The organism is Curtobacterium sp. LFS084, assembly GCF_047977705.1.
Lineage (GTDB): Bacteria > Actinomycetota > Actinomycetes > Actinomycetales > Microbacteriaceae > Curtobacterium.
Map to the genome: position 1 here is coordinate 43784 of NZ_JBFPFM010000007.1, position 19315 is coordinate 63098.

Sequence of the window (19315 nt, forward strand, 5' to 3'; positions counted from 1 at the left end):
CCCGCCGAGCCCTACGCCCGGCGCCGCACCCGCGGATCGACGAACGCGTACACGACGTCGACGATCACGTTGGCGGTGACGATGAGCAGCGCCGAGAACAGCGTGAAGCCCACGACGACCTGCAGGTCGAGGGTGTGCACCGCGTCGATGAGCAGCGCGCCGAGTCCCTGCATCGAGAAGACCTTCTCGGTGATCACGGCGCCGCCGAGGAGCGACCCGAGGTCGAGCCCGAACAGGGTGACCACGGGCAGGATCGCGGTCCGCAGGCCGTGCCGGACGACGACCTGGCGCTCCCGGAGCCCCTTCGCGCGGGCGGTCCGGACGAAGTCCTGCGACATCGACTCGAGCATCTCGCCCCGGGTCAGCCGGGCGTAGATCGCCGCACTGATGAACGCGAGCACGCACCACGGCAGCACGAGGTGGGTGAACCACCCGACCGGGTCGTCCCCGAAGGCGACGTACCCGCTGGTGGGCAGGACACCGAGCACGAACCCGAACAGCAGGATCGCGAGCAGTCCGACGAGGTACGACGGCGCGGACACCCCGGCCACCGCGATCGTCATCACCGTGCGGTCGACGTACGTGCCGCGGCGCAGGGCCGAGAGCGCGCCGCCGGCGACACCGGCGACGAGCCACAGCACGGCTGCGCCGACGGCGATCGACGCGGTGACGGGCAGGCGCGTGAGGATGAGGTTCGTGACGCTGTCGTGCAGCTGGAACGAGTAGCCGAAGCAGGGCGCCGCACAGTGGATGACGGACGCACCGGAGCCGAACGTCCGGCCGGTGAAGATGCCGGCCAGGTACGCCCCGAACTGGGCGATCCAGGGCTTGTCGGTGCCGAGGAACGCCTGCACCTCTCGCAGCCGGTCGGGCGTGCAGGGCTTGTCGCAGATCGCGCGCGCCGGGTTCGTCGGCAGCAGCATGAACAGGGCGTAGGTGATCGCGGCGACGACGAGCAGGACGACTGCTGCGCCGAGCACGCGGATCGCGATGAAGCGGAAGGTGCTCACCGGTTGCTCCTCCGCGGGTCGAGGGCGTCACGCAGGGCGTCGCCGAGCACGTTGAAGGCCAGGGTGATGAGGAACAACGCCAGGCCCGGGAACACGAGGTACATCGGGTCGGTCTGCACCCACCCGATCGCGTCGCCGATGCTGCGCCCCCACGACGGCGTCGGCGGGGTGACGCCGACGGCGAGGAACGACAGCGCGGCCTCGGCACCGATCATCGACGGGATCGAGATCGTCGCGTAGACCGTGATCGTCGCGGCGAGGTTCGGCAACAGCTGCGTCCGGATGACGTGCCAGCGTCCGGCGCCCATGGCGGTCGAGGCGACGACGTAGTTCCGGGTGACGAGCGAGAGCGTCTGCCCCCGCACGACACGGGCGACCGACGGCCACCCGAAGAACCCGATGACGAGGACGACGAGCACCGGCTTCGGGAACGAGGTCGGGACGATCGCGGTCAGCGCGATCATGAACACCAGCGACGGGAAGCCGAAGATCACGTCGACCACGCGCGAGAGCACCCGGTCGTACCAGCCGCCGAAGAACCCGGTGGTGACGCCGACGAGCACGCCGATGACGATCGAGACGACGGTCGCGGCGATGCCGATGCCGAGCGAGGTCCGCGCGCCGTAGGTGACGATCGCGAACAGGTCGCGTCCGGTCAGGGGCTCGACCCCGAACCAGTGCTGGCCGCTGATCCCACCACCCGGGCCACGCGGGGCACCGAAGGAGTTCAGCGCGTCGATGTGGTACCCGTACGGGTCCTGGCCGGTGACGGCGGCGATGAGCGGCGCCGCGAGCGCGACGACGACGAACACCGCGATGACGACCGCGGACGCCACTGCCCAGCGGTCCTGGCGCACCCGGCGGACGACGGCGCGGAAGCCGGTGCTCCGGTTCGCGGCCGCCGAGACCGGACGGTCGACGACGTTGGCGGTCACGAGGCCACCCCTTCCCATGCGCGCCAAGCGTCGCGGCGGGCCGCCTGTCGCACCGGGTCGGCGACGGGCGCTGCCGCGAGGAGCATGCGCGTGTAGTCCTGCTGCGGGTCGTCGAGCACGGCGTCGGTCGCCCCGCGCTCGACCACCCGGCCGTCGTGGAGCACGACCACCTCGTCGGCGAGCTGCCGCACCACGGCGAGGTCATGGCTGATGAGGAGCATGCCGAAGCCGAAGTCCTGCTGCAGTGCCGCGAGCAGGTCGAGCACGGCCGCCTGGACGGTGACGTCGAGCGCGGACGTCGGTTCGTCGGCGATCACGAGGGCGGGCCGGAGCGCGAGGGCGCGGGCGACCGCCACGCGCTGCCGCTGCCCGCCGGAGAGCTGGTGCGGGAAGCGCTCGGCCCACGACGGGTCGAGCTGGACCGCCACGAGGAGTTCGCGGACCCGCTCGGCACGCTCGGGTGACGAGGCGGTGCCGTGCACGAGGAGCGGCTCGGCGATGCTCCAGCCGATGGTCTGACGCGGGTTGAGCGACGACGCCGGGTCCTGGAAGACGATGCCGACGCGGCTGCGCAGCTCCCGCAGCCGTCCGCCGCGGGCCGTGCGGAGGTCACTGCCGTCCACCTCGACGGATCCGGCGACGACCGGCACGAGGCCGGCCAGCGCCCGCCCGATGGTGGACTTGCCGGATCCCGACTCCCCCACCAGCCCGAGGGTCTCGCCCGCGTGGAGCGCGAAGTCGATGCCGGAGACGGTGGGTGCTCCGCGGCGTGCGTAGCGCACGGCGACGTCGCGCAGCTGCGCGACGAGGGGCCGGGAGGCGCGGCTCGTCCCCGTCTCGTCGGCCGGCGCGGTGGACGCGACCGTCGCACCGTCCGCAGCCTGCGGTGTCGAGGCGGGTCGCGCCTCCAGGACGGGGACGGCCGCGAGGAGTGCCCGCGTGTACTCGGCGTCCGGGTGCGCGAACACCTCGGCCACGGTCCCGTGCTCGACCGGGTCGCCGCGACGCATCACGAGCACCTCGTCGGCGACGTCCGCCACCACGCCCATGTCGTGCGTGATGAGCAGGACGGCGAGGTCCCGCTCACGACCGAGCGTGCGGAGCAGGTCGAGGATGCCGGCCTGCACCGTGACGTCGAGCGCGGTGGTCGGCTCGTCCGCGATGAGGGCGACCGGGTCGCCCGCGAGCGCCATCGCGATCATCGCCCGCTGGAGCTGTCCACCCGAGAGTTCGTGCGGGTAGGCCTTCCGGATCCGGGCCGGATCGGACAGGCCGGCGGCGCGCAGCAGCTCGTCGGTGCGCGCCGACACGGCACGGCGGTCGAGGTCCGTCGGGTGCGCCGTGATCGCCTCGGCGATCTGGGTGCCGATCGAGAGCACCGGGGTGAACGAGTTCATCGGCTCCTGGAACACGACGCCGATCCCGGCGCCGCGGACCGCTCGGAGGTCGTCGTCCGATGCGCCGACGAGCTCGGCACCCCGGAACCGGATGCTCCCGGTGACGTGGGCCTCCGGGGGCAGCAGGCCGAGCACGCTCATCGCGCTGACGGACTTGCCGGACCCGGACTCGCCGACGAGGGCGAGCACGCGGCCGGGCGTCAGGGAGAAGGAGACGTCACGGACGACGGGCTCCGCGTCGCCGAACGCGACGTGGAGCCCCTCGACCTCGAGCAGCGGAGCACTCACTTGGCGAGCGAGACCTTGAGGTAGTTCGGGTACGCCGGGAAGTCCGCGATCCGGAAGTTCTGCACGTTCGAGCCGGCGAGGAAGGACTGCTTCGCGTAGGTCAGCGGGACGATCGGCGCGTCGGCCATGATCTTCTTGTCCGCCTCGGCCCACAGCTTCTGGGCGTCCTGCTGGTCGATCGTGCCGGTCGCCTCCTTGATCAGCGCGTCGACCTCGGGGTTGCTGTACTTCGAGACGTTGTAGCCGCCCCCGCCGATCTGCGACGAGTCGTACAGCGGCTGGATGTTCGCGTTCGCGCTCGGGAAGTCGGGCTGCCAGCTGAACATCGCGAGGTCGAAGTCGTCGCCGTCCGTCGTCGCCGTGTAGAACGAGTCGATGTCGAGCGGCTTCAGCGTCACGGTGATGCCCGCGCGCTTCAGGCCCGCCTGGATCGCCTGCGCCTCGGCGAGGTTGGCGGAGTCGTTCTGGGTGACCAGGGTGAGCTTCAGGTCCGAGACGCCCGCCTCCTGCAGGAGCTTCTTCGCCTTCGCCACGTCACCGGTCGCGCCCGGCTCGTACAGGTCGTACTGCTGGCGCCCCGCGATGCCGGGCGTGATGAGCGTGGTCGCGTAGGAGCCGGCGAGCGCACCACCGGCGGCGATCCGGTACGACTTCTTGTCGACCGCGTACTGCAGGGCCTGCCGGACCTTGAGCTCCTTGAGCGAGCCCTTCTGCGTGTTGATCGCGAGGTAGTTGATCGGGCCGGCCTTCGACGTGGCGAGGCGGTCCTGGGCGGCCGGGTTCGAGCGGACCTGGTTCAGCTCGGCAGCGCCGAGGTAGGTCGCACCGAACGAGTCCTTCGCGTCGCCGTTGTCGGCGATGAGCGTCTGGGTGACCGTCGACGGGTCCTGGCTCTCCTTGAAGACGACCTTCGACGGACCGGCGGTGCGCACGGAGTCCGTCGCCGCGCTCCACTCCTTGTTCCGGACGAGGGTGATCTGCGAGCCCTGCGTGTTCGACTGCACCTCGTACGGACCGGAGGCGACCGGCTTGGCGTCGTACGCGCCGGTGTCCGTGCCGTCGCCCTCGGGGACCGGGGCGAACGCCGGCATCGACACGATCCACGGCCAGTCGCCGTAGGCCGCGTTGAGCTTGAACACGATCGTCGAGTCGTCCGGGGTCTCGATGCTGTCGAGGGTCTTGCCGTCGAACGGACCCTTGTAGCTGTCACCGCCGACCAGGAGCGACTTGTGGTAGCTCAGGCCACCGGTGAGCGTCGGCGCGAACGAGCGCTCGATGCCCCACTTGATGTCCTTCGTCGTGATCTCGGTGCCGTCCTGGAACTTCAGCCCCTTCTTGAGGTGGTAGGTCCAGGTCTTGCCGCCGTCGCTCGAGTCGCCGGTGTTCGTCGCGAGGTCGGGGACGACCTTGGCCGTCTTGCCGGGCTCGACGTCCCAGGCGGTCAGGCGACGGAGCACGAGGCCGAGCGTCGTGATGTTGAGGTTCTGGCTGGTCGCCGGGTCGAGGTGCACCGCGGTGGCCGTGGTCAGGATGTTGAGCGTGCCGCCCTTGGACGTGCCGCCCGAGGCGTCGTCCGACGCGCCGCCGCCCGAGCACCCGGCGAGGACCAGGGCTGCTGCTGCGGCGACCGCAGCGGTGATCGTCAGGCGGTTGGGGCGTCTCATGACGGTGGTGCTCCTCGTGGGGAAGTGGTGGTGCGCGGCCGTGGGGTGGCCGCGACGCGTCGCCGTGGTCCGGGTGCAGGACCGGTCCTGATGTCGGCGCGGCGTCCATCCTGGCACCGGGATCGGACGGCGTCCGAATCCCGGGCGCGACGGGACGTCGCACGACGTAACGGTCCAATCGCGGTGCACCCCCGGTCTATTCCCGAAGCGTCTCAGGGTCGTCCGGCCGAGCGGGCTCGGCGGGCGTCGGGACGGCCGGTGACGCCGCCCGTCGGGCGACGTGTGCGGTGCCGAGTGCCGCGCCGAGGAACACCACGGCGAGGACCGCCCAGCCCGGGGTCCCGAGGTCGATCGCCGTGACCGTGACCACCGTCGGCGCGACCATCGCACCGACGGCGAACCCCGTGCCGTAGACGCCCTGGTACGCGCCGACCCGGTCCGCTGGCGCGAGCTCGAAGCTCAGCGCCCAGCCGGCGGCGCTCGAGGTGATCTCGGCGAGGGAGTGCGTGACCGCGGCGACGACGAGGAGTCCCCCCGCGAGCGCGATCGGCACCCAGTCGTCGCCCCGCACCCAGCCGGCCGCCGCCCACAGCCCGCACGCGAGCGCCATCAGCCAGCCCGCGTACCGCATCACCCGGGCGGCACCGGCGACCGTGTCCGTCCCCCGGCTCATCCGGACCTGCAGCAGGACGACGGCGATCGTGTTCACGAGGAGCAACGGCGACACCAGGACGTCCGGTGCGACGGTGTGCTGCACGACCCAGAGCGGCACGGCGACCTCGAACAGGCCGAACTGGATGCCGAACACCCCGGTGAGGATCGTGATCGTCAGGAAGCGCACGTCCCGGTAGGGGCTCCGTCCGGCGGGGGTCCGGACGACCACCGTCCCGGTGTCGGTCCGTTCGGCGGGCGCGGCGTCGATCCGTGCCGCCGGCAGACCGAGCACGAGCACCGCGGAGGCGAGGAAGAGCAGACCCGCCGCGACCATCGTCACCCGGTACGCCGCACCCGTCCCGACGGCGAGCGGGATCGCCGCGACCGCCGTGCCGAGCCCGATGCCGACGTTCGTGACGGTCCGCATCGTCGCCCGGACCCGGACCCGCTCGTTCCCGGGGAACGCCCGCCCGACCGCGGCCGAGCGCACCGAGCCGCCGCCCTGCTGCGCCAACGTCACCACGGACGCCGTCAGCACGAGGGTCGGCAGGTCGTGCACGACGACGTACCCGACGAGGGCGAGGCCCTGGACGACGTGCAGCCAGACGAGCATCCGGCGGGAGCTGCGCCGGTCCGCGAGGTGCCCGAACACGAGCGAGCTCGCGACGCCGACCGCCCCGGCGACCGTGAGCCCGAGTCCGACGACGACCGGGGCGATGCCGACGATCGTGGTGAGGTACAGCGTGGTGAGGGTGAAGAACGCGCCGCGCCCGAGGGTGTCGACGAAGGTGACGACGAGCAGGCGTCGGAGCACCCGGTCGTCCCGGACGAGTGTGGTGATCGGGACCCGGGATGCCGCGGTGGTGCTCATGGTCCAGTTCTCGCAGGCACGCGGGTGCCTGGACAACGGATGTAGCGTGGGGCTTCATGATCCGGTACCACCTCGAACCGAGTGACGTCTCGGCGATCCGGTTCGGCATCTCGCCCCTCTCCGAACTCGGCCTCGGGCTCCGCGCGTTCCGGGCACCGGATCGCTACCCGCTGCAGCAGCCGTGGCTCGACCGGATCGCCGCCGTCCGTCCGCTGCTCGACGACGAGGTCCTGCTCGGTCTCGTGGACGAGCGCCGGTGGGTGGCCGACTTCGTCAACCCCCGGCCGACGTCACCGCTGACGTCGTTCGACGAGGAGCTCCGGGCACTCGGGAGACTCCCCCGCGCGCGGATCGTCGCCGACCTCGAGCGGGTGCACGGCACCGTGCCACCGGTCTTCACCGGTCGGCACGAGGCCGTCGTCGAGCGGCTGCAGCAGGCGCTCGCGACGGCGTGGGAGCTCTGCTTCGCGCCGCACTGGGCCCGGATGCGTGCCGTGCTGCAGGCGGACATCAGCCACCGGGCGCGCACCGCGGCGCACGCGGGCATCGGCACGGTGCTCGGCGGGCTGTCGGAAGCGGTGCGGTACGACGGAACGGATCTCGACGTGCAGCTGACGACCCCGGTCGCGCGCGACCGACCGATCGGCGGCGAGGGCCTGACACTGGTGCCGTCGATGTTCGTGGTGCGCGCCTCGGTGCCGATCGACGACGACCTGCCGCCGACCGTGATGTACCCGGCGCGCGGACAGGGGGCGATGTGGTCGACCTCCGGCCACCCGGACGCAGGATCCGTCCGGGACCTGCTGGGAGCGACCCGCGCCGCGCTGCTCGATGCGCTCGGCGAGCCGGCGTCGTCGACGGACCTCGCGCTGCGGTTCGGGGTGTCGACCTCGGCGGTCAACCAGCACCTGCGGGTGATGGAGCGGGGCGGGCTGTTGAACCGGTCACGGTACGGCCGGGCCGTCCTGTACTACCGGAGCACCGTCGGGGACGCCCTGACCCGATCGTGACGGACGGCAGCTGCGGCAGGCGACGGGTCCCGCCCGCCACGCACGGGCGGGTCGCCCGCGGTCAGCGGTCGAACAGTCCCCCGAGGAAGTCGTTGCCGAGGTTCGACGCCTGCTCGCCGAGGCCGGAGACCTGCTCCCCGAGGCCGCCGAGGAGCTGCTCGCCCTCGCCCGCGATCCCCTCGACACCACCGCCGAGGTCCGCGAGCCCGAGGTCGCCGAACCCGGACGCGATGCCCTCGAAGTCGACCCCGAGGTTCGCGGCCTCCGCCAGCACCGGACCCGCGGCGGCGCTCAGCACCGCACCGCCGGCGACCGCCGCGCCCAGGCCGCCGAGCGCCATCGCACCGGCACCGACCGCAGCCCCACCGGCGAACGCGCCGCCGCGGCAACGTCCGGCCGAGCCGGCACCGCCGAGCACCCGCCGGACGAGGCCGGGCCGGGCGACCTCACCCCGGGTCATCGCACGCGCCATCCCGCCCGCCGAGTCGTCGCGGAGGTGTTCGTGCGGGGGCAGTTCGGAGTTCAGTCGGTCGCGGATCTGCTGACGCTGCCCGGGCGTGAGGCGGGCGAAGGCGTCGTGGTGGACCTGTTCGAGCTGCTCCGGCGGCGCGGTCCGGAGCAGGTAGTCGTACTTGGCGATCGCGACCTGGTCCGGGTCGACCTGCCCGCGCTGCGGCTGGGCCGGCTGCCCGGACGGCACGTGACCCTGCGGCGACCGACCGTCCTGCGGCTGGTCGTACTGCGCCCGGCCCTGCGGCGCCTGGCCCTGGCCGTACTGCTGTCCGTGCTGCTGCGACTGTCGGCTCCGGTCGTCGCCGGTCAGCCGGTCCGCCGCGTTCCGGACGATGTCGCGCCAGTCGCTCCCGCCCTGCTGCTGCCCGGCGCCGGCCGCGGGTCCCGCCTGCCCGCGCTTCTGGAGCTGCTTGTCGATGACCTTGCCGGCCATGCCGATGATGCGGTTGAGGTTCGCCATGCCCCAACCTTTGTGATCGCACATGTGAGCGCTCAGGAACGCCGCGGTGGATCGGCCGGAGATGTCATCCGAAGCGGCTGTGAGCCCCGACCGTCGGCACCCGGTCGGGGCCGCCCGGTCAGCTCAGGATGCGCGCGAGGAACGCGTTCCGGAACCGCCCCGTCGGGTCGAGGTCGCGGGCGAGCGCCGCGAAGTCGGACAGCCGCGGGTACGCCTCGTGCAACCGCTCGGCACTCGCCGCCGACACCTTGCCCCAGTGCGGCCGGGCGTCGAACGGCGCGAGGACGTCCTCGATCCGCTCCACCGCGGCCGCCACCGCGTCCGCGTCCCGACGGAACGTGAAGTGGATGCCGACCGACTGCCGCTCCGACGACGGTGCGAGCCAGGCGGTGTCCGCGGCGATCGTCCGGACCTCGGCGGCGATGAGGATCGGCGCGAAGACCGGCTCCAGGGCGCGGAGGGCCTGGAGCGCCTCGACCGCCGAACCGGCCGGCAGCAGGTACTCCGCCTGGATCTCCGCCCCGGTCGACGGCGTGAAGGAGGACCGGAAGTGCGGCAGCCGCTCGGACCACGGTCCGGGCACACCACCCTGCTCGGTGACACCGGCGGGGTCGTTCTCCCCCGGGTGCACGGGCCCGTCGGCCGGGCGGGCGCCGAGCGCGACGAGGTCCACCACCGGCGCCGGTTCGTCCGTGCGGTGCTTGACCCAGACCTGCCGCGCGCCGCGGTCGTCGAAGGACGTGAAGAGCGACACCGAGTAGGCGTCCGACACGACTGCGTCGAAGTGCGCGGCGACGGCCTCCCACGGCAGGTCGAGGTGCACGGTCGTGGCGACCTGGAAGGTCGGCTCGATCGCGAGCTCGACCGCCGTGACGATGCCGAGCGCGCCGAGCGCCACCCGGTGGGCGTCGAGGGAACCGTCCGGTGTCGACGCGTCGACGAACGCCCGGTCCCCGGAGGCGCGGACGATCTCGAGGCCGACCACCGCCTGCGCGAGCGAGGGGTTGCGGACGCCGGACCCGTGCGTGCCGGTCGCGACCGCGCCGGCGGTCGAGATGTGCGGCAGGGAGGCGAGGTTCGCGAGTGCCCAGCCCCGCGCCTCCAGGCCCGCCGCCACCTGGCTGTGGATCATGCCGGCGGCGACGCGCACCACCCGACGGTCCGTGTCGATGTCGAGCACCGGCGGCAGGTCCGCCAACGAGACCTGGAGCGCGTCGGTGTCGGCGATCGTGTTGAACGAGTGCCGCGAGCCGAGCGCCGTCAGGCGCGGGGTCCTGGACACCAGCTCCTGGACCGCCGCGACGGATGTCGGACGTGCCAGCCCGGAGGCACGGTACGTCACGTTGCCGGCCCAGTTCGTCCGCGTGCGCTGCGCTGCGATCACGTCGCTCATCGTACGGTCCGGCGCCCTAGAACCCGCGGTCGAGACGGTGCCACGTCTGCTGGAGACGCAGCTCGTCGCGGAAGCCGCGCGCGGTGGTGTGCTCGTCGATCACCAGGAACTCGGTGCCGACCATGGTCGCGAAGTCCTCGACGACCTGCAGCCCGACGGCCGTCGTCATGACGGTGTGGTGTGCGGCGCCGGCGGTGAGCCAGGCCTCGGCGGCGACGGGGAACGACGGTCGCGGCTCCCAGACGGCACGGCCGACGGGCAGCTTCGGCAGGGCCTCGGTCGGGGGCACGACGTCGACGACGTTCGCGGTGAGGCGGAAGCCGTCGCGGGTGTCGGACAGCGCGACCACGACGGCCTCGCCGGAGTCGGCGGTGAAGACCAGGCGCACCGGGTCGTCCTTGCCGCCGATGCCGAGCGGGTGGATCTCGAGCGTCGGCTTCGTGGTGGTCAGGGTCGGCGAGACCTCGAGCATGTGCGCGCCGAGGATCTTCTCGGCGCCCGGCGTGAGGTCGTAGGTGTAGTCCTCCATCAGGCTCGCACCACCCGGCAGACCGGCGCCGGCGACGTTCATCGCCCGGACCAGCACCGCCGTCTTCCAGTCGCCCTCGGCACCGAAGCCGTAGCCGTCGGCCATGAGGCGCTGGACCGCGAGGCCGGGCAGCTGCTTGAGCGTGCCGAGGTCCTCGAAGTTGGTGGTGAACGCGGCGGAGCCGTTCCGCTCCAGCAGGGTGCGGAGGCCGAGCTCGATCGCGGCACCGTCGCGGAGCGAAGCACGGCGCGACCCGCCGTCACGCAGCTCGTCGACGAGGTCGTACTGCGCGTCGTACTCCGCCACGAGCGCGTCGACCGCCGCCGTGTCCGCTTCGGCCTCGGCCACCGCCGCGGCCAGCTCGTTCACCGCCCAGGTGTTCACCTGCACGCCGAGCTCGATCTCGGCCTCGGTCTTGTCACCCTCGGTGACGGCGACGTAGCGCATGTTGTCGCCGAAGCGCGTCAGCTTGAGCTCGCGGACCGAGGCGGCGGCCGCGGCCGCACGGGTCCAGTCCGCGACGCGCCGCTGCACCCGCTCGTCGGACACGTGGCCGACCGCGGTGGCGTGCCGGACGCCGAGACGAGCGAGGGCGTAGCCGAACTCGCGGTCGCCGTGCGCGGCCTGGTTGAGGTTCATGAAGTCGAAGTCGATGTCCGCCCACGGCAGCGTCACGTTCGCCTGCGTGTGCAGGTGCAGGAGTGGCTTCGTCAGCGCCTGCAGGCCACCGATCCACATCTTCGCGGGGCTGAAGGTGTGCATCCACGTCGTCACGCCGATGACCCGGTCGTCGGCGCTGGCCTCGATGAGGGCACGGCGGATGCCGTCGGCGTCCTTCAGCACCGGCTTCCACACGAGCTTCACGGGCACGTGCGGCGCGAGCTGCTCGTGCACGGCACGGCTCTGCTCCTCGACCTGGCGCAGCGTCTCCTCGCCGTACAGGCCCTGGGACCCGGTGAGGAACCAGACCTCGTAGCTGTCGAGGGTGGCCTGGGGGTTCACCTGCGTCATCGCATGGCTCCTTCGGGGTTCTGTCCGTAGACGTTCTGGTAGCGATCGAAGAGTCGATCGATGTCCTCCTGGGCGATCGGCACGGTCTCGCCGCCCTGCCGCGCGATGTGGACGGTGCGTGCGACGTCCTCGCACATCACCGCGGCCTTCACCGCGTCCTCGGCGTCCTTGCCGATGGTGAACACGCCGTGGTTCTGCATGAGGACCGCCCTCGAACGGTGGCCGCTCAGGGTGTCGACGATGCCGTGGCCGATCGAGTCGTCCCCGATGATCGCGAACGGGCCGACCGGGATCGGTCCACCGAACTCGTCCGCCATCGCGGTGATCACGCACGGGATCTCCTCGGCGCGTGCCGCCCACGCCGTCGCGTAGGTCGAGTGCGTGTGCACGACCCCGCCGACCTCGGGCATGTTCCGGTACACGTAGGCGTGCGCCGCGGTGTCGGAGGACGGGCCGTGCGCGTTGTCCCAGCCGTCTGCCGGGACGCCGTCCAGCGTGCAGACGACCTGGTTCTCCGGGCGGAGCTCGTCGCTCGACACCCCGCTCGGCTTGATGACGAACAGGTCCGTCCCCGGCACCCGCTCGGAGACGTTGCCGCCGGTCCAGATCACGAGTCCGTAGCGGACGAGTTCGCCGTGCAGGCGCGCGACGCGCTCCCGCGCGGCAGCGACGGCCGCCGTGGTCTCGTCGGTGGTCGGGTCCGTCATCGTGTCGGCTCCTTCTCGGCCTGGAGGCGCGGGTCGCCTGCCGTCGTCGGCTCGGGTTGGGGGGTGGTCGCGTCGGTCCCGGGGCCGTCCTGGCCGGTCGCAGCGGCGGCCGCTGCGTCCTGGCCGGTCGCGGCTGCGGTCGGCGCGTCCTGACCGGTCGCGGCGGCGGCCGCTCGCTGGACGGGGAGGGCTCGGCGGTAGCGCTCGAGGTACGTCCGGAACCCGTCCACGTCCGCCGGCTCGGGGTCCGCCACGTGCACGGCGTCACCGCCGAAGACCGTCTCGGCGAGGAAGTCCGCGAGGTGCCGGTCGGTGTGCTCGAGGTAGGCGGCGAGGACCGCGATCCCCCACGCACCGCCCTCGCCCGCGGTCTCCTCGAGCGCGACGGGCACGCGCAGCGCCGCCGCGAGCAGGCGCTGCGGCGCGCCAGGGGTGCGGAACAGCCCGCCGTGGGCGGTCATCCGGTCGACCTGGACGTCCTCACCGTGCAGCACCTCCATGCCGATCGCGAGGGTGGCGAACGCGCCGTGCACCTCGGAGCGGACGAGGTTGCCGAGGGTGAAGCGGGCGCCGGGCGTGCGGAGCAGCAGGGGTCGGCCGTCCTCGACGTGCGTGACGGGCTCGCCGGCGAGGTAGTTGAACGACAGCAGGCCGCCGGCGTCGGGGTCCGCGTGCTCGGCCTCGGCCAGCAGCGTCGCGTACACGGTGTCGATGTCGATCGCCGCGCTGCCGGTGCGCTCGCTCGCGGCCTCGGCGAACCGGCCGAACACCCGCGCCCAGCTCGCGATCTCGCTCGCGCCGTTGTTGCAGTGCACCATCGCCACGGCGTCCCCGGACGGCGTGGTGACCACGTCGAGTTCCTCGTGCGGGGTCCTGAGCGGGTGCTCGAGCACCACCATGGCGAAGATGCTCGTGCCCACGCTGACGTTGCCGGTGCGGGGCGCGACGGCGTTCGTCGCGACCATGCCGGTCCCCGCGTCGCCCTCGGGCGGGCAGAGTGGGACGCCCGGCTGCAGGGTGCCGGTCGGGTCGAGCCAGGCTGCGCCCTCGGGGGTGAGGGTCCCGGCGTCGTCCCCCGCGACGAGCACCTCGGGCAGCAGGGCACGCAGGTCCCGGAGCCCGATCAGGTCCTCGGCGGTCCGCAGCATCGTGTCGTCCCAGTCGCGCGTGCCCGGGTCGCCAGGGCCGCTGTCGGCCGGCGTGCTGTCGATCGGGAACACGCCGGAGGCGTCACCGACGCCCAGCACGTCGCGACCCGTGAGGCGGCGGTGCACGTACCCGGCGAGGGTCGTGATGCCGGCGAGCTCGGCGACGTGCGGCTCGTCGTCGAGGACGGCCTGGGCCAGGTGCGCGATCGACCAGCGCTGCGGGATGTTGAACCCGAGGGCCGCACTGAGGCGCTCGGCAGCTGGCCCGGTCGACGTGTTGCGCCAGGTCCGGAACGGCACCAGCAGCTGCCCGTCGGCGTCGAAGGCCAGGTAGCCGTGCATCATCGCGCTGACACCGGCGGCGCGGAAGGTCGTCGGCGTCACGCCGTACTGCCGCTCGACGTCGGCCACGAGGTCGGCGTAGGCGGCGCGGAGTCCGGTCTCGACGGCGTCGAGGGAGTAGGTCCAGCGCCCGTCGACGTACGCGTTCTCCCACTCGTGCGCGCCGGAGGCGATCGGCACGAGCGACTCGTCGACGAGCACGGCCTTGATGCGGGTGGAGCCGAGTTCGATCCCCAGGGTCGTCCGGCCGTCCACGACCTGTCGTCGGCGCTCGTCGGCGTCCATGTTCTCTCCTGCTCTCATCGTTGAGTGAGCGCTCACACGTTAGTACGTGAGCGCTCACGCCTGCAACCGCCGCGCGGCACCGACCCCTCGGGCGAGCGGGCGAAATACGTCACACTCGCTGACCTCGACCGGCGTGTCACGCCCACTCGGCTTCCGACCGACGGCGTGTTCCGCCCACTGGAGCCCGTCGGGCACGTCGGGCACGTCGAAGCACGGCACCCCGAGGCAGCGCGTCGCACGGCCGCATCCGATCCCGGAGCCGCGCTGCGCCGCCGCGATCGGGCAGGACGCGCCGCACGTGCGACGCCGAGCGGGCAGACAACGCCGGGTGGACCCGTCGAGGAGGACGTACTTCGCCCGCTCGAAGCGACACCGGGACCGACGCCCGGCGCGCCAGGCCAGGGACGGGCGCCCGGGGCGGACCGGCCGGGCAGCGCCGCGTCCCCTACGCCCCGACGGTGCTCTCGCGGACGACGAGGGACGGCGTCACCGTCGCCGAGACCGGCGCGCCACCCTCGATGAGGTCGAGGAGCGCGCGACCGGCCACCCGCCCGAGCTCCTCGAGCCGCAGGTCCACCGTGGTCAGCGGCGGCCGGCTCGCGAGCGCCATCACGTCCCAGTCGTCGAACCCGGTGACGGCGACGTCGTCCGGCACGGCCAGCCCGAGCTCGCGCAGCCGATCGCAGACGCCGCGCGCGATCTGGTCACTGCCGCAGACGATCGCGTCGACGCCGGGCCCATCCGGGGCAGACCCCACCCCGACCCCGGTCCCGATCCCAGCCCCGGTCCCGGCCCCGCTCCCGGTCGATCCGAGCCCCGCTCCTCGGGCCAACAGGTCCACCGCCTGCCGCCCCCACCGCTCCGACCACTCGCCGTACATCGGCTCCGCGACGAGGTGCGCACCGAGCACCTCGGCGGCACCGGACACCCGACGCACCGCCGAGCGGTGGCGCTCCGGCCCCGTGACGATCGCCACCCGGCGCCGTCCGGTCGACAGCACGTGCTCGGCGACCCGTGCCGAGCCGGCGGCATCGTCGAGGGTGACCGACACGTCGTCCGGGTCGGTCGAGGGCGTGAACGCGTACACGACCGGGATCGGCACGTCGATCGGCGGCCGGGCGTCGGCGGAGCGTCCGGTCACGATGATGCCGTCGACCCCACGGGCGGCGAGCGACCGGAGGTAGTGGGCTTCACGCACGTGGTCGTCGCGGGTGTCGCACAGCAGCACGGCCATCTGCCCGGCGGAGAGGGCGTCCTCGGCGCCGAGCAGGACCGGGATCGAGAACCGGCCGAACGAGTCCGTCGTGATCATCCCGACCGTGTACGTGCGTCCCGAGGACAGCGCGCGGGCACGAGCATCGCCGACGAACCCGAGCTTCTCGGCGGCGTCCTTCACCCGTTCGCGCGTCGCGTCCCGCAGCTGTCCGGTGCCGTTCAGGGCCTTCGACGCGGTACCGATCGACACGCCGGCGAGCGCCGCGACGTCCGTGATCCGGACGGTCCTCCCAGCGCGCTCGAGAGTCACGGCAAACCCCTTTCCGAAAATGGGTACGGACGCAGGAAACTGACCATGACTATACGCAAGATGCGGGACAAAGCCCTTGCGCGCCTCCAGGTCGTGTCGTAACGTCCTCCGCAGAAACCGTTTTCCGCATGCACCACGCGATCGGACACGGACCGCAGTCACATCGCAAGGAGGCGACATGACCACCACGCTCGCGACCGACAGCCGCGCGCACACCGCGACCCCGGTCCTCCCGACCGCCGCCGCGCACCTGACGCTCCGTCCGCTGCCGACGGGCGACGCCCGCATCACCGGCGGCTTCTGGGCCCTGCGGCAGGAACGGAACGGCCGCGACGCGATCCGTGGTGGGTACGCCCTGCTCGAGGCGGCCGGCAACTTCCGGAACCTCCGCATCGCCGCCGGCCTCGAGGAGGGCGACGCGACGGGCCCGATCTTCATGGACTCGGACGTCACGAAGTGGCTCGAGGCCGTGGCGTGGGAGTACGGCCGTGCTCCCGCCGACGACCTGCTGGCACTCCAGCGCGAGGTCACCGCGCTGTACGCACAGGCGCAGGCCGACGACGGCTACCTCGACTCCGTCCAGCAGATCCGCGGGAAGGGCGAGCGCTACACGGACCTCAAGTGGAGCCACGAGCTGTACTGCGCAGGGCACCTGTACCAGGCGGCCGTGGCACAGCACCGGGCGACGGGCGACACCGGGCTGCTCGACGTCGCGATCAAGAGCGCCGATCACCTCGTCCGCACGTTCGGCCCGGGCGACGACCACGAGCAGGACATCGACGGGCACCCGGTCGTCGAGATGGGCCTCGTCGAGCTCTACCGCGAGACCGGGAACCGCGACTACCTGGACCTCGCGCACTGGTTCGTCGACGCCCGCGGGACCGGGATCATCGAGCGCGCCGGCGGCGAGCCGACGTACTTCTCCGACCGGGTGCCGAGCCGACAGGCCACGACCGTCGAGGGCCACGCCGTCCGCGCGGTCTACCTCGCCGCGGGGGCCGTGGACGTCGCGATCGAGACCGGCGACACCGAGCTCCTGACCGCGAGCGAGACGCAGTTCGCGGACATGATGGCCACGAAGGCGTTCATCACCGGCGGCCTCGGGGCGCGCTGGGACTGGGAGGCGTTCGGCGACCCGTACGAGCTCCCCACCGACCGCGGGTACGCCGAGACCTGCGCGGCGATCGGCGGGATCCAGTGGGCCTGGCGCCTGCTCCTCGCGACCGGCAAGCCCGTCTACGCCGACGCGATCGAGCGCCTGCTGTACAACGCGTTCCTCGCGGGTGTGAGCCTCGCCGGCACCGAGTACTTCTACGTCAACCCGCTGCAGCAGCGGGACCACGCGCACCAGGACGAGAACCGCTCCCCCGCGCACGGGCGTCGCGGCTGGTTCGACTGCGCCTGCTGCCCGCCGAACATCATGCGGACGTTCGCGAGCCTCGATGGCTACCTCGCGACCCAGACCGACGGCGGCCTGCAGCTGCACCAGTACGCCACGGCCTCGCTCGGCCGCGTCGACGTCGAGACCGGGTACCCGCACGACGGCCGCGTCCGCGTGACGGTCACCGAGGACGGCCCGCTCGCCCTCGGCCTGCGCATCCCCGCCTGGTCGGACACCACGACCGTGCAGGGTCCCGACGGCACCGACAGCCCCGCCGCGGGGACGCTGCACGTCATCGACCGCGAGTGGACGGCCGGCGACACCGTCGAGCTCGTCTTCGACACGACCCCGCACCGGTACGTCGCCGACGCCAGGATCGACGCCGCACGCGGGCAGGTCGCCATCGAGCGCGGCCCGCTCGTGTACGCGGTCGAGCAGGCGGACCAGCAGGGGTTCACGGTCGACGACCTGACGGTCGACGCGGACGCGCCGATCATCGAGGAACGCCACGAGGATCTCCTCGACGGCGTCGTCACGCTGCGCGTCGCCGGGCATGCCCCGGCCGAGCACGTGCAGGCAGCGTGGCCGTACCGTCGACTGGACGGGCCGGGAGGCACGGATCGCGCCGTGGACGCGACCAGCGTCGACGACGCGGCCGGGTCCACGGCGGCCGCACCGTCCCTCCAGGACGTCACCGCGACCGCGGTCCCGTACTACGCCTGGGCGAACCGCGGAGCCGCGCCGATGCGCGTGTGGCTCCCGCTGGCGCGGTGACCCGATGGACCGCAGAGCGTTCCTCGTCGGCGGTCTCGTCGGCGGGGCGGCCCTCGCCCTCGCGGGGTGCTCCGGCACCCTGCCGAAGGTCGACGCGCAGGTCGCGAGCTTCGGGCGGAACGCGACCGGCACCGTGCACGTCTGGTGCCGGTCCGCGACGCAGGCTGGCCTGACGGCGGCGGTCGCCGGGTTCAACAAGGCGAACCCGAAGCTCCAGGTCGAGCTGACGCCGGTGCCGGACGGGCAGTACGTCACGAAGCTCGCGACCGCGATCCGGGGTGGCGAGCCGCCGGACGTCGTGGACATCGACGACATCAACTCGCAGCTGTTCATCTTCCGCGAGGCCTTCGCCGACCTCACCGACGTCGTGAAGGGGCTCGACTACTTCGACGCCATCTCGCCCGGCCACCTGCGGCTGCTCGAGTACCGCGACCGGTACTACGGGCTGCCGTACCTGGCGGACAACTCGCAGCTGTTCGTCAACACCGAGCTGTTCGACCGGGCCGGCCTCGACGTCGAGGAGTCGACCAAGGACCTCGACTCGCTGCTCGCCGCCGCGACGGCGATCCGGAAGACCGGCGACGACGTGTACGGGTGGTCGATCGCCGGCAACTCGGCGGGGATCATCGGGTTCGTCACGCAGCCGCACGTCTGGGCCACGGGTGTCGACATGATGTCCGGCGAGGTCGGCGAGCAGACGGCGAACATCACCGGCAACGAGGCACTCGAGCGCATGCTCGAGTTCTACCGACAGCTGTGGAAGGACGGCGCGCTGTCGAAGGCGACCTTCGCGGACGCCGGGACCACGTGGGGTGCCGACTTCCGCGCCGGCAAGGTCGGCATCTTCCCGACCTCGTACGGTGCGACCGTGCCCGCGGCCACCAAGGCGTTGCGGGCGAAGATGCAGACGGTGCTCATCCCGTCGTGGGACGGCAAGCGGTCGTTCTTCGACGGTGGCGACAACATGTGCATCCCGAACGGGGCCGCGAACCCGTCTGGGGGCTGGGCGTTCATGCAGTACGCGAACGGGCTGCAGCAGCAGCAGGCGCTGCCGGACGGCGGGTACTTCCCGACGCGGTCCGACGCCGCGACGCCCGCGTACCGCAAGAAGTACCCACTCGCGTTCGGCCCGCTCGACGCGATCGACAAGGGGTACGCGCCGCGGACGCTCGCCTACAACCTGCTCGTCAACCAGCCCTCGTCGCCGTACTTCGCCATGTTCCGCGAGGCGGTGTTCGGGTCCGGGGTCAGCGCCGCGATGCGGGCAGCCCAGTCCGACTACACGCGGATCCTCGACCAGGTCCAGGCCTGAGCGTCGGTCGCTCGCTCGCCCGCTCGTCCGCTCGTCCGCTCGTCCGCTCGTCCGCTCGCCCGCTCGCCCGCTCGTTCGCTCGCTCGTTGCACAGAGAGGTGCAGAC

At 72.4% G+C, this 19315-nt stretch carries 14 protein-coding genes; 3 read left to right on the plus strand and 11 right to left on the minus strand.

The window, feature by feature from the left end; all coding sequences use genetic code 11:
- Positions 1-11: 11 nt before the first annotated feature.
- The 5 genes from ACNQOV_RS06370 to ACNQOV_RS06390 form a co-directional block, all read right to left on the minus strand.
- Positions 12-1010 (minus strand): ABC transporter permease, encoded by a 999-nt coding sequence (locus ACNQOV_RS06370; RefSeq protein WP_022905270.1) that lies wholly within the window; start codon positions 1008-1010, stop codon positions 12-14.
- Complete coding sequence (locus tag ACNQOV_RS06375; protein ID WP_402267302.1) at positions 1007-1945, minus strand: ABC transporter permease; 939 nt, start codon at positions 1943-1945, stop codon at positions 1007-1009. Before ACNQOV_RS06375 ends, ACNQOV_RS06370 begins: the two co-directional genes overlap by 4 nt.
- Complete coding sequence (locus ACNQOV_RS06380; RefSeq protein WP_416393838.1) at positions 1942-3630, minus strand: dipeptide ABC transporter ATP-binding protein; 1689 nt, start codon at positions 3628-3630, stop codon at positions 1942-1944. The genes ACNQOV_RS06375 and ACNQOV_RS06380 overlap by 4 nt, the downstream gene beginning before the upstream one ends.
- Positions 3627-5294, minus strand: a complete 1668-nt coding sequence (locus ACNQOV_RS06385; RefSeq protein ID WP_416393839.1) for an ABC transporter substrate-binding protein — start codon at positions 5292-5294, stop codon at positions 3627-3629. Before ACNQOV_RS06385 ends, ACNQOV_RS06380 begins: the two co-directional genes overlap by 4 nt.
- A 196-nt stretch (positions 5295-5490) precedes the next feature.
- Positions 5491-6819 carry an MFS transporter gene (locus ACNQOV_RS06390; protein ID WP_416393840.1) on the minus strand — a complete coding sequence of 443 codons (1329 nt, stop codon included), beginning with the start codon at positions 6817-6819 and terminating at the stop codon, positions 5491-5493.
- A 56-nt stretch (positions 6820-6875) separates the two neighbouring features.
- On the opposite strand from ACNQOV_RS06390, the gene ACNQOV_RS06395 reads away from it, so the two are divergent.
- Entirely contained in the window at positions 6876-7829 is a 954-nt protein-coding gene (locus ACNQOV_RS06395; RefSeq protein WP_416393841.1) for a DUF5937 family protein, read from the plus strand.
- Positions 7830-7890: 61 nt separating this feature from the next.
- Here ACNQOV_RS06395 and ACNQOV_RS06400 read toward each other — a convergent pair whose 3' ends face one another.
- The 6 genes from ACNQOV_RS06400 to ACNQOV_RS06425 all read right to left on the minus strand — a co-directional run bounded on the left by ACNQOV_RS06400 (position 7891) and on the right by ACNQOV_RS06425 (position 15742).
- On the minus strand, positions 7891-8802 hold the full coding sequence (locus tag ACNQOV_RS06400; protein ID WP_416393842.1) for a cation-transporting ATPase: 912 nt from the start codon (positions 8800-8802) through the stop codon (positions 7891-7893).
- Between the two features lie 118 nt (positions 8803-8920).
- Entirely contained in the window at positions 8921-10186 is a 1266-nt protein-coding gene (locus ACNQOV_RS06405; protein WP_416393843.1) for a D-arabinono-1,4-lactone oxidase, read from the minus strand.
- A 25-nt stretch (positions 10187-10211) separates the two neighbouring features.
- A complete protein-coding gene (araA, locus tag ACNQOV_RS06410) occupies positions 10212-11735 on the minus strand; it encodes an L-arabinose isomerase (protein WP_402267320.1) in 1524 nt (507 codons plus the stop codon).
- The gene (locus ACNQOV_RS06415) at positions 11732-12442 is read right to left on the minus strand and encodes an L-ribulose-5-phosphate 4-epimerase (protein WP_416393844.1); all 711 of its coding nucleotides are present in this window, start codon (positions 12440-12442) and stop codon (positions 11732-11734) included. Before ACNQOV_RS06415 ends, araA begins: the two co-directional genes overlap by 4 nt.
- Positions 12439-14217, minus strand: coding sequence for a xylulokinase (locus tag ACNQOV_RS06420; RefSeq protein ID WP_416393846.1), 1779 nt, complete (start codon positions 14215-14217; stop codon positions 12439-12441). The genes ACNQOV_RS06415 and ACNQOV_RS06420 overlap by 4 nt, the downstream gene beginning before the upstream one ends.
- Before the next feature lie 445 nt (positions 14218-14662).
- Positions 14663-15742 carry a LacI family DNA-binding transcriptional regulator gene (locus tag ACNQOV_RS06425; RefSeq protein ID WP_416393847.1) on the minus strand — a complete coding sequence of 360 codons (1080 nt, stop codon included), beginning with the start codon at positions 15740-15742 and terminating at the stop codon, positions 14663-14665.
- Between the two features lie 178 nt (positions 15743-15920).
- On the opposite strand from ACNQOV_RS06425, the gene ACNQOV_RS06430 reads away from it, so the two are divergent.
- Both ACNQOV_RS06430 and ACNQOV_RS06435 read left to right on the plus strand, forming a co-directional pair.
- Entirely contained in the window at positions 15921-17897 is a 1977-nt protein-coding gene (locus ACNQOV_RS06430; protein WP_416393848.1) for a glycoside hydrolase family 127 protein, read from the plus strand.
- Positions 17898-17901: 4 nt separating this feature from the next.
- The gene (locus ACNQOV_RS06435) at positions 17902-19209 is read left to right on the plus strand and encodes an ABC transporter substrate-binding protein (protein WP_416393849.1); all 1308 of its coding nucleotides are present in this window, start codon (positions 17902-17904) and stop codon (positions 19207-19209) included.
- The last annotated feature ends 106 nt before the right edge of the window (positions 19210-19315 follow it).

Excerpts from the sequence above, each read along its gene's own strand:
- ACNQOV_RS06430 (WP_416393848.1), top strand. The coding sequence starts at position 15,921 with ATGACCACCACGCTCGCGACCGACAGCCGCGCGCACACCGCGACCCCG.
- ACNQOV_RS06400 (WP_416393842.1), bottom strand. The coding sequence starts at position 8,802 with ATGGCGAACCTCAACCGCATCATCGGCATGGCCGGCAAGGTCATCGAC.
- ACNQOV_RS06395 (WP_416393841.1), top strand. The coding sequence starts at position 6,876 with ATGATCCGGTACCACCTCGAACCGAGTGACGTCTCGGCGATCCGGTTC.
- ACNQOV_RS06420 (WP_416393846.1), bottom strand. The coding sequence starts at position 14,217 with ATGGACGCCGACGAGCGCCGACGACAGGTCGTGGACGGCCGGACGACC.
- ACNQOV_RS06390 (WP_416393840.1), bottom strand. The coding sequence starts at position 6,819 with ATGAGCACCACCGCGGCATCCCGGGTCCCGATCACCACACTCGTCCGG.
- araA (WP_402267320.1), bottom strand. The coding sequence starts at position 11,735 with ATGACGCAGGTGAACCCCCAGGCCACCCTCGACAGCTACGAGGTCTGG.
- ACNQOV_RS06435 (WP_416393849.1), top strand. The coding sequence starts at position 17,902 with ATGGACCGCAGAGCGTTCCTCGTCGGCGGTCTCGTCGGCGGGGCGGCC.
- ACNQOV_RS06385 (WP_416393839.1), bottom strand. The coding sequence starts at position 5,294 with ATGAGACGCCCCAACCGCCTGACGATCACCGCTGCGGTCGCCGCAGCA.
- ACNQOV_RS06415 (WP_416393844.1), bottom strand. The coding sequence starts at position 12,442 with ATGACGGACCCGACCACCGACGAGACCACGGCGGCCGTCGCTGCCGCG.